Annotated in this window: 10 protein-coding genes; 3 read left to right on the forward strand and 7 right to left on the reverse strand. The window is 59.6% G+C overall.

From position 1 onward, the window contains the following. Nucleotides 1–93 (forward strand): integrase catalytic subunit (locus NZL82_RS19275; protein ID WP_261270801.1); only part of this gene is annotated, 93 nt, incomplete at its 5' end. Nucleotides 94–304: 211 nt separating this feature from the next. After that, nucleotides 305–538, forward strand: coding sequence for a helix-turn-helix domain-containing protein (locus NZL82_RS19280; protein ID WP_261271319.1), 234 nt, complete (start codon nt 305–307; stop codon nt 536–538). Between the two features lie 1,038 nt (nt 539–1,576). Here NZL82_RS19280 and NZL82_RS19285 read toward each other — a convergent pair. From NZL82_RS19285 to NZL82_RS19310, 6 genes are all read right to left on the reverse strand, one after another. After that, nucleotides 1,577–4,702, reverse strand: a complete 3,126-nt coding sequence (locus NZL82_RS19285; protein WP_261271320.1) for a type I restriction endonuclease subunit R — start codon at nt 4,700–4,702, stop codon at nt 1,577–1,579. Continuing rightward, nucleotides 4,702–5,793: a DUF4268 domain-containing protein gene (locus NZL82_RS19290; protein WP_261271321.1), complete on the reverse strand. Its 1,092-nt coding sequence runs from the start codon at nt 5,791–5,793 to the stop codon at nt 4,702–4,704. Before NZL82_RS19290 ends, NZL82_RS19285 begins: the two co-directional genes overlap by 1 nt. Beyond that, nucleotides 5,793–6,725 (reverse strand): GIY-YIG nuclease family protein, encoded by a 933-nt coding sequence (locus tag NZL82_RS19295; RefSeq protein ID WP_261271322.1) that lies wholly within the window; start codon nt 6,723–6,725, stop codon nt 5,793–5,795. Before NZL82_RS19295 ends, NZL82_RS19290 begins: the two co-directional genes overlap by 1 nt. Then, a complete protein-coding gene (locus NZL82_RS19300; protein ID WP_261271323.1) occupies nt 6,722–8,662 on the reverse strand; it encodes a restriction endonuclease subunit S in 1,941 nt (646 codons plus the stop codon). The genes NZL82_RS19295 and NZL82_RS19300 overlap by 4 nt, the downstream gene beginning before the upstream one ends. After that, nucleotides 8,659–10,494, reverse strand: coding sequence for a class I SAM-dependent DNA methyltransferase (locus NZL82_RS19305; protein WP_261271324.1), 1,836 nt, complete (start codon nt 10,492–10,494; stop codon nt 8,659–8,661). The genes NZL82_RS19300 and NZL82_RS19305 overlap by 4 nt, the downstream gene beginning before the upstream one ends. Before the next feature lie 529 nt (nt 10,495–11,023). Further along, nucleotides 11,024–11,287 carry a hypothetical protein gene (locus tag NZL82_RS19310; RefSeq protein WP_261271325.1) on the reverse strand — a complete coding sequence of 88 codons (264 nt, stop codon included), beginning with the start codon at nt 11,285–11,287 and terminating at the stop codon, nt 11,024–11,026. A gap of 161 nt (nt 11,288–11,448) precedes the next feature. On the opposite strand from NZL82_RS19310, the gene NZL82_RS19315 reads away from it, so the two are divergent. Beyond that, nucleotides 11,449–12,042, forward strand: a complete 594-nt coding sequence (locus NZL82_RS19315) for a recombinase family protein (protein WP_261271326.1) — start codon at nt 11,449–11,451, stop codon at nt 12,040–12,042. Here NZL82_RS19315 and NZL82_RS19320 read toward each other — a convergent pair. Then, the gene (locus tag NZL82_RS19320) at nt 12,003–12,266 is read right to left on the reverse strand and encodes a hypothetical protein (protein ID WP_261271327.1); all 264 of its coding nucleotides are present in this window, start codon (nt 12,264–12,266) and stop codon (nt 12,003–12,005) included. The two genes, NZL82_RS19315 and NZL82_RS19320, sit on opposite strands and share 40 nt — an antisense overlap. Nucleotides 12,267–12,296: the final 30 nt, after the last annotated feature.

Consider the following 12,296-nt stretch of genomic DNA (forward strand, 5'->3'; position numbering starts at 1 on the left):
GCACCAGAAACGGCGACACCGCCATATCCGGCCTCCGGTTCCGCTTCGCTCCACCTCCGTCCGGATATGGCGGCGATGAGCTTAATGCACTAACAAACCAATCGGTCCACTCGGTGGGGGCAGATCAGGATGAGAAAAAGAATAGTGTGAAGCTGAATCCGACCTTGATATTCTTCACCTCGCCTGTCCGATCATTGCTCAAGCGCACATGCATATTATTCCCCCGGGTGGCGTTTAAAATCGCGCGCCAAGAGCATGTACATTCCAAAATGGAATGCAACAGCCCTGCGCCTACCGTTCGCACATGGCTTTCGGGGAGCGTCAAAAGACCGTCGGCAGAGTGCTGCGCCAAGCCCGTGAGGACGCGGGATTGCAGCAGATCGAACTCGCACGACTGATTGGGAAGACGCAGGGTTATATCAGCAAGATCGAAGGGGGGCACCAAGGCGTCGATGTTTTGCTGCTATACGATATAGCAATCGCCCTTGGTAACGAACCAGCGGCCCTTTATACTCACGTCGTGGCGGAAATATCTTAATCTGGTCAGCGGACTTTGTCTTAAGTAGAATTGCAAAGATCTTGCGAAGGCGTGAATCCTATCAGAAAAATTGCAATTTTACTTATAGCCATCTGATTTTTATCTATGCTAAATAGATAGAACATCTTGCAGGGCGTCCGAAGGCTGGCCCGGCCAAAAACCGACCCGGACACGAGACGGGGCATCGGGAAGAATGGTGGGGGCCAGAGCCCTGCCGCCTGTTGAGCAAGCAACGGTCGTCGCGGGTGCGAAGTCAAAGAAAGCCCGAAACAGATTGCGACCGCTGTCCGTTCACGCTGACACGTCGCATGCATCGCCTCGGTTGAGTTAACGAGAGCTTGGGCGATGCGCTTCTCTAAAAGAGATAACCACGATGCACTATACAACGTAATTCCCCTATGACCGCTTGCGCGAGGGGTTGGGTGCGAAAGATTGCAGTAATGACCGGTTTCGGATCGTCACGGTCGAAGGCGTAAAAGCCTCAAGCTGCACCTCACAGTTCGACAACCTCACGGATGATGCCCAGCCATCACGAACCCATTCTTTCCCCTCCGTCTTCCACCAAAACTGTTCGTTCAGTAACCTTGTAAAAGATGGAGGGGGAATAGAGTTGTGTCCGCTTCCTTCGGATGATTGATAATGATCAATCTATCGTAAATGCTGCAAGCCGATTGGCGAAAACCAAAGCGGAGCGCAGGTTTTTGCAGAGCGGTGCAGTCAGCCGGTGGACGCTCGCCGTCCGCCGTTCAGATATATGCTCCTATTGTTCGTGCTACTGCTAAATTCGGAACGAACGGCAACCACGAATACCGAAGCATATTCGCTAACGACGAGCTATACACTTAGCGTATACAGGCCGCGATACAAAATATTCTACCTTTCGTATAGCTGCTCCAAGGCGATGACAGAAAGTTTCCTCGGGATGCTATTTACTAAGATAGCATATACTGCCCTGCGTTTAATATTGTCCGGTAGGTGGAAACGCCGAAAATTGTGAAATGTCGGGGAAAGCAAAAGTGGTAACGACCAGATATAGCGTTAAGACGCCCCAGACATCTCCTGTTTAGCACGCTCACGCAGCGCGTCGTAAAGCTGGGCGGGTCCGAGCAGCACCTCCTTCAGGCCGTCCCTTACCTTCTGTGAGTCAAGCGCCTGCTTACTCAGTGAAGAATGAGCCTCGAACGCCTCAATGATCGCGTTCATCAACTCATCCTTCAGCGTCGGTGAGTTAGCGAACTGCGCTTCGGTATTGTTCGCCGCCTGTGTCACCAGCGCATCAGATTCCAGCATCTTGTCGCGCAGCGTGGTGACGTAGCTCAGTTGGTCACCATCGGTCGTGTCAGCGCCGAATAGATCGTTTACGCGCTCAATGATCTCGGCGAGCAGCGCCTTCTTCTTCTCCTGCACCGACCCGGAACCGACCTCGGTCATCGGCTTGAGCTTGCTCTCATCGCGACCTGACACGTCGAGGCGGCGCTGCCCCTCATCTTTGAGGTTGTGATGAGTCAGCACGACCTTGGACAGGTCTACGCCCTCGCGCTCGCGACCGAACTCCAACAGCGGGGTCAGCCGTTTGTAAAACACGAAGCGCTTCTCGACCGCGCTGCTGCCGTAGTCGAAAATTTGCGAGAGGAAGCTGTAGGCGCGCTGGTATGCCGCCATGTCGTTCTTGAACAGAACCAGCGCGTTGATCTCATCCTGAGCGTCTGACGCGCCGTCATCGTCGTTACGTTCGCGTGCACTCCGCAGGCGTTCTTGCGCAGCTTTGTAGCGCTTGAGCAGGCGGTCAGCGACAGGCTCGATGGCCGCGATGAGATCGCCCTGCTTGGCACGGGGGTTCATCTCGACCGCAGCGACGCGCTCGACCTCAAAGTCATCATAGTGACCGCTGGCGTCGAGCTTGCCCTTGAGATCGAGGACGAGGTTGGGATCAGTGACGCCTTCAAGCTCGGCGGTGTCGTAGTAGGTGCGGAAGGCGGTGAGGATTTCCTCGGACGAGTTTACGAAATCGAGGACGTAAGTGGTGTCCTTGCCGGGGTGCGCACGGTTAAGGCGTGATAGCGTCTGCACCGCTTGAATGCCCGCAAGCCTTCGATCGACATACATCCCACACAGCAACGGTTGATCGAAGCCGGTCTGAAACTTGTTAGCGACCAGCAGGAGGTGGAAGTCCGCGCCTGCGAAGGCATCTCGGATATCACGGCCTTTGAGGCCGGGGTTGAGTGAGGCGCTGCCCTCGGTGACGGGCTCGTCGCCAGTCTCGGAATCATTCACCTCACCGGAGAAGGCAACCAGCGTGCCGAGGCCGTAGCCCTGTGACTTGATGTAGCCGTCGATCGCCTTCTTCCAGCGCACCGCCTCAACCCGGCTCCCCAGCACGACCATGGCCTTAGCCTTCCCGTCGAGCAGCGGCTCCACGTTTTCGCGGAAGTGCTCGACGACGATCTGCACCTTCTGAGCGATGTTGTAGGGGTGCAGGCGCACCCAGCGCATGATGCTCTTGAGCGCGGTGCTGCGCTCGACCTGCTGATCGTCCCATTCCTGTCCCTCATTGGCGAGGCGGAAGGCGAGCCGGTAGGGCGTGTAGTTCTTGAGCACGTCGAGGATGAAACCTTCCTCGATCGCCTGCCTCATTGAGTAGACGTGGAAGGCGGACGGCAGATTGCCGGGGCCGGATGGCTGTTCGGGCTCCACCTTGCGCCCGAACAATTCAAGCGTCTTGCCCTTTGGTGTAGCGGTGAACGCCACATAGGTGACGCCGCTATCGCCAGCCCGCGCGGTCATCTGCGCTGTCAGAATGTCCTCGGCGCTCGCTTCACCGCCGTCCTGAAGCTCAGCAATCTCCTCCGGTGACAGAAGCTGCTTGAGCTTCTTCGCCGCCTCGCCGGTCTGGGAGCTATGCGCCTCGTCCGCGATGACGGCGAACCGCTTGCCCTGCGTGGCAGCGAGGTCGCGGACGGCCTCCAGTGCGAAAGGAAAGGTCTGAATGGTGCAGACAATGATCTTCTTACCTTGAGCCAGCGCGTCGGCAAGCTGGCCGCTCTTGGCCCCGCCCTCACTGCGGATCGTCGCCACTACGCCGGTAGTCCGCTCAAATCCAAACAGCGCGTCCTGAAGCTGGGCGTCGATGACGTTGCGATCGGAGACGACGATGACGGTGGAGAACAGCTTCTCGTCAGCATCGGTATGAAGGTCGGCGAGGAAGTGCGACGCCCATGCGATCGAGTTGGTTTTGCCACTGCCTGCTGAGTGCTGGATCAGATATTTGCCGCCCGCACCCTCAATCCGCACAGCCGCCCGCAGCTTCCGGGTGGCATCAAGCTGGTGGTAGCGCGGGAAGATGAGGCCACTGATGGCGCGCTTGGTGTCGCGTTGAGCAACGAGGTAGCGTCCGATGATCTCAAGCCAGCTCCCTCGTTCCCAGATTTCCTCCCACAGATATGCCGTGCGGTGTCCCTGCTCATTGAGCGGATTGCCCGCGCCGCCTGCATTGCCCTTGTTGAACGGAAGGAAGCGGGTGGTCGGCCCCGTCAGCTTGGTCGTCATGTGGACTTCGCTGTTGCTTACGGCGAAGTGGACGAGCACCCCGCTGGGGAAGGTCAGCAGCGGTTCGGGGTTGCCGCCCTTGGGTCGGGGCAGGCGGTCAAACCGATACTGGTCGATGGCGTCCGTGATCGATTGGGTGAAGTCTGTCTTCAACTCAGCGGTCGCAACGGGAACGCCATTGAGGAATAACGCCAGATCGAAGCAGTTCTCGTTCGCCACGGAATAGCGAAGCTGACGCACCACGCGCAGCCGGTTCGCCTGATAGGCAGCGATGATGACGGGGTTCATGCCCATCGCAGGCTTGAACTGGGCCAGCGAAATCATGCCCCGCACACCGACCATTTCGATCCCGTGACGGACGACATCCAGCGTGCCGCGATCGTCGATTTGCTTGCGCACGCGGTCGAGCAGCGCAGCCTCAGCACCTGAACCGTGGCTGCGGCTAAGTGACTCCCATGCCTTTGGCTGCGTCTCCTGCACCCATGCAACGAGATCGGGCGCGAACAATGCCCGCTTGCGGTCGTAGAGCGCGGCACTGCCGGGATCGTAGAGCCAGCCATGCTCTGCGAGGTGAGCGCAGATTTCGTCCTCGAACCGAACTTCCTTGTGGATGCTCATCACCGCTGCCCCGCCCGCACCTGATTAAGGCGAGGACGCATGACCCGCTCAAGCCGCACCATCGCGTCCACCAGCGACTGTTGGACCTTCGGCCAGTCCTCACGATTTGAGCGATAGCCTCCGTCAACCAGAGCGCCGATCAACGTGCCCCGCTGCCGATCATCTCGCTTCCAGATGAGATCGCCACCAAACTCGCCCTCGATGGCGGCGCGCTCGGCTTCCATTCGCAGGAAGAAGCTCTGATTATCCTCAATCCACAGGTGAACTTGAGAATCGCTCTGCCGAATAGTGTAGCTGAAGTTGAAGCCCGGAACCCCCGCTGAGGCCGATATCCAGTTATCCTTCGAAGGGCTGCGACCTGCATGCAGCGGCGTCTGCTTGGCGGCGACCGCGAGCAGGCTTTGCCAGAACTCGTAGCGTATTTCGTGCCGCTCCACCTTCGCCTTCTGCTCAGCCTGCCGCTTGAGACCGATCTGCGTCTGGAACTGGGTCGCTTCCGGCAGCGGGATGATCGGCTGCACGTCGAGCAGCAGGCGACCGTCGCCCAGTTTGTAGGGGCTCAGCCGGACGCAACTTATGTCGAGACTTTGCTCGCGGAGCCACAGCACCGTGGTCGTCAGTTCCTTGCTGAATGCTGCCGAGGCGAGGATGATCCTGACACTACCGCCGAACTCCTCTTGCTCTGCCTCTTGCCAGTTGAGGTAGGCGAGCAGCTTGGCCTCAGCGTCCTCGCCGTTCTGGCCGCAACGACGAAGGTATTGCGCGTGCGCTTCGACCGCCTCAGCGAAGGTCATGCGTGCGATCATCGCTGCGTAGCGGATCGCCTGAAGCTCCATATGGCCCGCATCATCGCGCTTGAGTTCGACGACCACGAGATTGGCCTCAGGGTCGAGGCAGAGCAGGTCGATACGCCTGTTGCTGTCGATCCACCCGCCATATTCGTCTGACAGCACCAGCAGGTCTTCACCCAACACCGCGATCTGATCCCGCAGCATCCGCTGTATGTCCTGACGCTCGCGCAGCCCCTCTACGTAGAAGCGGGTGGGGTTCGCCGCGATGAGCGTTCCGTCGTTGACCTCGTAGACCGGCATCAGGCTGTCCCCTCGGGCGCTGCGACCTGACGCGCTTCCCAATCCTTGTAGGTTAGGCCGCCGTCAGCGGTGCGCCAGTCGATCTGGCCGTTCGATGCACGGCCGTTGACCACCGCTGCTGCGGCGCTCGGGCTGCGGAAGGCGTAATCCTGTGTGAACACGCAATGCGCGCCCTGTTCAGTGAGAACGCCTGACCGGCGAAGCTCCGCGTAGAGCGAGGCGTAGGTATGGTGGTCGAGGCCGGTCCATTCGCGTCTGCCCATTGATCCAGCCTCAACGACGAACTCACCTTCAGTGAGAACCGCCGAAGCGCGCAGACCATGTTTCCGCGATACCAGCACGAAGCGCGTGCCGCCTGCGCTGATTGTCTGCGGTTCGGCAATCGTCCGACCCGGCGTCGCTGGAGCGGTGGGCCGATGGGAACGAGCGCGCTGTATGAACATGTCTACCCGCACGGCCGGGAGAACAATCAACAGGTTTTCGAGGAACGCCTCCATCTTGGCGATATCCGCTTCGCTGAGGATCGGCAGCACGGGCGCGGTCAGGTTGTCGAGCGGCGTGTGCCCGATCGCCTTGGCGTGCGCGATCAGCCGCGCTTCGAGGTAGCGGACGTGCGCCTTGTTGAGCTTGTTCGCTGAGGCGGTGACGAGCACGGCGCTGGTCCACCATTCTTTGCGCACGTCATGCTGACGGATGCGCGCGCCAATGTCTTCGCCCTCACCGATATAGGCGAAGGGCTCGCCGTTCTGGTCGCCCAGCAGCAGGTAGACGCCTGCATAGCTGGCCTCACTGCGGGTCAGCGCGGCACTCAGCTGAGTGCGCGGGAACAGCAGGACGTGGCCGGTCCAGTTGAACAACTCCGCCGTGACCATGCCGTCCGGCCGACCGTCGATATAGTAAAGCTCCAAGGAGCGGCCGACCGCTGGGCTCATACGAAGAGCCTCCCGGTCGCAGTCTTAGGGCCGGAGCCGGTCGGCACGATGCCGTGGCGACGCATCCAACCGAGCCATACGGGAAGTTCACTGGCGCGGAACTTGGCTCGCTTCTCCGGGTGCCAATCATTGAGGAAGCCGCTGATGATCTCGTCGTCGCTGGGCGTCGCGCCTTCACTGAGGGCGTCGTTCCACACGCCGTAGAGTGTTGCGACGGCCTCGGCCTCCTTGGTGCTGAGCGCTGCGAAATCCCCGATCAGCTTGTCGAGCTTGGCCGTGCGATCCTCACCGAGCCAGTCTGCAAGTTCTTGGCGATGTGCGCCGCGCTGCGGTCCAAGGCGATATGTGTTGGTGGTGCCGGAGCCGCCCGGTTGGTCGCGCTCAATGCCAGCGATGCTTCGTGCGCCGCTTTCCATCTCCTCAATCAGCGCGCGATCGAGCGGACCAGCGGCCTCACGGGTGTAGGAACCGGCAAGCTCGCTGATGCCGACATGCGCCTCAGCGAGGAAGGCGATCTTCTGAAACTTGACGCGGCCAAAGGTCGCCTGATGCGCCGACCGCTCGATGATCTCGGTCGCGATCAGCCCGCGTGCTCCGGCGCGGTCGATCGGGAACGGCAGCACCTTCGCTGACGCGCGCACGTCAATCTTGCCGGTAACGGCTGCGGAGATGAGCGCTGCGCGGCGTTCGCCGAGGAGATCAATAGCCTCTTCAGCGACCACGATAAGCCCATCGTGTTCCCTTACCGTTCTTTGAACGAAAGCAGATATGGCGCGCTGCTCGTCGATAGGCGGCACCGGAAACGCAAAACCAGCGATTTTCTCCAGATGCAGATTGGTGACAGTGCTTTGTTTTGCATCAGCCGAGATTTGGACCTCGATCGCCTTCGAAAGAAACACATCTTTCGCAAAGTGCGCATCTAACCGTTCATTAAACTTGATCAAGCAAAGGCTCACGAAGATGCTAAAATCCCATTCCCAGTCGATCACCATCGGAACTCCGATGGTGCCGTTTTTCGATAGCAGGAGGTCGCCGATCTGGGGATTGCATCGCCTGATTAGCTCATCATGTTCTTCGACCGGGATTCGCTTCACCTCATCCATATTGATGCGGCGGCGAGTGATATCTGTCACTCGGAGGAACGGAACACCATCATCGACGTAGGTTGGCGTGAAATGCGCGCCATCGACAATCTGCCGGGTCAGATGGCGAAGTTTGCTTACGGCCCAATGCTCGGGCACTTCGCCGAGCCATTCGATGCCGCTGTCCTTCATAGGGGCGTGCGGATCGAGGCCCTTGGTGACGGCGTGGGAGATGATGGCTTGCCGCTTTTCCTTCAGCAGCGCGATCAAGCGCCGCTGCTCCTCAATGAGCGCGTCGATCTTGGCGGTTTCGCGGTCGAGGAAGGCGGCGATGGCGACCTGCTCTAACTCGGGCGGCATAGCTAAGCTAATGCGCACCAGATCACTCGCGTTGATAGCCGGGTAGCTGACACCCACGGAACGGGCGATCACCTCACTTATGAACGCTTCGCTGCGCACAGCGTAGCCGAGAAACCCGGAATCGGCGTGGCGGGGCCGCAGCACGCAAAAGCCTGTGGATGCGATGAGGTTGTCAGGTGCCTTCGGAACAGAGGCAATCGCCCGCAAATAGGTGCGGACGGTAGAAATCAGGATGTCTCCATCGCGCACCACTCGACGGGCCCGAGAGGGGGCTGATCCAAACTGAAGTTCCTGAGTCTCAATGACACCCGAAACGGCACTTATGCCGGATATTTCGACATACTTGATCTCTTGGTCGGCTGGGGTGCTTTCAGTCAGCACCTCGTCGTTGAATGATGCTACGCGGTAGATCGGCATCACCGTCCAATGACTCGGCACGTGGCCCAGCCACTCCACGCTGCTGTCCTCATAAGATGGATACACCGGAAAGCTCACGCAGCGAGCCCTTCCAGCATGCCCTTGATCCGGTCAGTGACGGCCTCAAGATCGGCGTCGATCTCAGCGAGCGGACGCGGCGGCTCGAACACGTAGAAGTGGCGAGTGAACGGGATTTCGTAGCCGACCTTAGTCTTGTCGTGGTCGATCCACGCATCTTCAGCGTGGGGCAGCACCTCGCGCGCGAAGTAAGTTTCGACGTCCTCACTGAGCGGCACGTTCTCGGTATCGCGAAGGGCGCTATCTGGCTGCTTTTTACCCTTCGCCTTGCCACGCTGGCCCAGCACGATCCCGCCCACCTCGTCGCGAAGCGGTCGCTCGACGGTAATGGTGCGATAGCCGAAGGCGCTGTTCGGGAAGATGCGCGACAGCGGCGCGAGCTTTACCTTGCCGCTCTCCGGTGCTGAGGGCACCGGCTCGCCCTCGACCACCACGTCGCGCGCGACCTCCTTACCCTCGGCGTCAAAGCTGGTGGCAAGCCGCGCTTCAGTGAACCCGCCGAACAGCTTGGTCACCGTGGCGATCTGGGCGTCCGACATTTCCTTGCGCTTCGAGCCCAAGGATTTGCGCATCTTGCGCCACATGGACGAGGCGTCAATCAACTGAACCTTGCCCCGGCGAGTCTCCGGCTTCCGGTTGCTAATGATCCAGACGTAAGTGCTGATCCCTGTGTTGTAGAACATGTCGGTCGGCAGCGCGACGATCGCCTCAACGAGGTCGTTCTCCAGCACGTAGCGGCGGATTTCGCTCTCGCCGCTGCCCGCCCCGCCCGTGAACAGGGGCGAGCCGTTGAGGACGATCCCGAACCGACAGCCTCCCTCATTGAGTGGGCGCATCTTCGACAGCAGGTGCATGAGGAACAGCAGCGATCCGTCCGACACGCGCGGCAGACCGGGGCCGAAGCGGCCATCATAGCCCTTCTGCTCATGCTCGGCGCGAACCTGCTTCTCAACCTTCTTCCACTCGACGCCGAAGGGAGGGTTGCTGAGCATGTAGTCGAAGGTGCGGCCGTGGTGGCCGTCGTCAGACAGGGTGTTACCCTGCACGATATTTTCGATCGGCTGCCCTTTGATGAGCATGTCGGCCTTGCAGATGGCGTAGCTCTCTGGGTTCAGTTCCTGACCGAACATGGTCAGATGCCCTTGAGGGTTGTGCTCAGTGAGATACTCACCCGCGACCGACAGCATGCCGCCCGTCCCCGCCGTGGGATCGTAGATGGTGCGCACGATCCCCGGCTTGGTCAGCGCGTCGTCATCCTCGACGAACAGCAGGTTGACCATAAGGCGGATGACTTCACGCGGGGTAAAGTGCTCACCGGCCGTCTCGTTCGAGATTTCAGCGAACTTGCGGATCAACTCCTCAAAGGCGAGGCCCATCGCGGCGTTGTCCACCTTGTCGGGGTGGAGGTCGATGCGGGTGAACCGCTCCGTGACCTGATAGAGCAGTCCCGACTTGGCGAGCCGGTCGATTTGGGCATGGAACTCGAACTGCTCGAAGATATCGCGCACGGCGGGCGAGAAGCCATCAAGGTAGCGGACGAGGTTGGCGCGGATATTATCTTGATCGCCCATCAGCTTGCTGAGGTCGAGCGGATCGATGTTGTAGAAGCCCTGCTTGGCGGCACGCAGGAGGAATGGCTCGGGGTTCAGGCCCAGCGCCGTCTTGGCCTCAAGTTCATTGAGCACCGCCGCCTTGGTGGGTTCGAGCACGCAATCGAGACGGCGCAGAACGGTGAACGGCAGTATGACCCTGCCGTATTCCGACTGCTTGTAGTCTCCTCTCAGCAGGTCCGCTACGGACCAAATAAACGACGCAAGTGCCTGATGATTCACAATCCACCCCTATACAGCGCGGAGAGGTAGCACATCTGACGTTTCCAGAAACCGAAAACGCCACCTCCATCCGGAGCGTCCATTACCTCAAGCTGGGGCGCTGACAGGTTGGTCTTTCGCGTCATTGTTACATCTCGCTTGACTGACGCTCCACGACGCGCTCGCCGGGGTTTGATCCGGCGCGGGATGTTTACATCGAGAGGGGGCGCTTGTGCGATCGCGGACAATAACGTTTGAACAGCGCCGCGCCCGGCAGCGCGCTATCCGTTGGGGTTAGTTCGATCCGAATTCGAGAGTAGACGCAGGAACATAGATCAACGCTATAAAACCGGCTGCGACAGGCGCGGAGCGCCTGGAGCGTGCCGCTCCAGTCACCTTCATCGTCACAACATCATCTTGTCCGCAGCCATTCCGCAACCCTCCCTGAATTGCCATCTGTCAGACCCATGATTTTCTGCCGATTCTGCGCGCTCACTCCGCCTGTTCCGAAATCGAATGGTTGAGGAATGGGCGGCCCTATCGGGGCGGTTTATTCGACGACTTCGTAGGGCCACTGCCAAGGGGACTGGAGGAATGTTTTCCCGCCTTTCCGATCCGACTCCTTCACCCAGAGACGAAACCGTGTGCCAACACGATGCGCATCACGCAGCTTACGCGACCATTGGACCTGCATGTCTTGCGGAAACATCTGCCCCTCTATGGGCCGCAGGCGAACCTCGAACTTACTGCCCGCCTTCCGGGCGGAATAAGTCTCGACGATGATCTGATGATAGTGCTCCCAAGGCATTGCCATTCGTCTTCCCCCTTGCGGCCAACAGCATACTGCTCGGACAATGGGTGCTGGGCAACGGGCTGATGATATGCGTGGCTTTCGTAATAGCTGAACACCAGTCAGATGGCATAAGGTCTTCAGAATGAACTGAAAATCTGCTCGTGAACTGGTATAATCCTGCCATGACCAAACGCGTGGCCCTTTACCTTCGTGTCTCGACCGACGCCCAGACCGTCGAAAACCAGCGCCTCGAACTCCAAGCTGTCGCTGACCGTCTGGGATGGACCGTCGTCACCACGTTGGCCGATGAAGGCATCTCGGGAAGCAAGGGCCGGGACCAACGTCCAGCCTTCAACACGTTGATGACGATGGTGACCCGGCGCGAGATCGACATGGTGATGGCGTGGAGTGTGGATCGCCTCGGTCGGTCACTCCAGCACCTCGTCAGCTTCCTGTCCGAGATCAACGAACGCAATGTCGACCTGTATCTCCACGTCCAAGGGCTCGACACCTCCACCCCATCGGGGCGGGCGATGTTCGCAATGCTGGGCGTCTTCGCCGAGTTCGAGCGCAGCATCCTCCGCGACCGCATCATGGCGGGGCTCGCCCGCTCCACGAAAAAAGCAGGCCGACCGTCGCTCGACGCTCACACCGAGCATCGCGCCCGCACGCTCCTTAAAAAAGGCACCAGCATCAACGCCACGGCGAAGTCACTGAAGATTGGCGTCGCCACAGTTCACAGGATCAAGGCGAGGATGATGGCCCAAGCTGCTTGATCCGCCAGCGTCGCGCCCACGGTGAACGTCATCGTCGTGATGACCGTCACCGCGAACATCACTCGCACGGTTGAGGAAGACGATATGACCAGCACGTTTGCCGCATGGTCGAGGCGGACGGTTCTGTTGTAGCGCGACGATCTGGATGAGAAGTTAGCGACGATCAGGATGAGAAGCGCTGATCGCGACGAGGTCGTTTTGGTGTGTTTGATTGCCGCTGGCAAGACCTATGTCTCAGGTTGATTGTCGGGGAG

The organism is Sphingomonas sp. LC-1 (assembly GCF_025371035.1).
Classification (GTDB): Bacteria; Pseudomonadota; Alphaproteobacteria; order Sphingomonadales; family Sphingomonadaceae; genus Sphingomonas; species Sphingomonas sanguinis_E.

Coding starts and splice junctions, on each gene's coding strand:
- NZL82_RS19280 (WP_261271319.1), top strand. CDS start 305: ATGGCTTTCGGGGAGCGTCAAAAGACCGTCGGCAGAGTGCTGCGCCAA.
- NZL82_RS19285 (WP_261271320.1), bottom strand. CDS start 4,702: ATGAGCATCCACAAGGAAGTTCGGTTCGAGGACGAAATCTGCGCTCAC.
- NZL82_RS19290 (WP_261271321.1), bottom strand. CDS start 5,793: ATGCCGGTCTACGAGGTCAACGACGGAACGCTCATCGCGGCGAACCCC.
- NZL82_RS19295 (WP_261271322.1), bottom strand. CDS start 6,725: ATGAGCCCAGCGGTCGGCCGCTCCTTGGAGCTTTACTATATCGACGGT.
- NZL82_RS19310 (WP_261271325.1), bottom strand. CDS start 11,287: ATGGCAATGCCTTGGGAGCACTATCATCAGATCATCGTCGAGACTTAT.
- NZL82_RS19315 (WP_261271326.1), top strand. CDS start 11,449: ATGACCAAACGCGTGGCCCTTTACCTTCGTGTCTCGACCGACGCCCAG.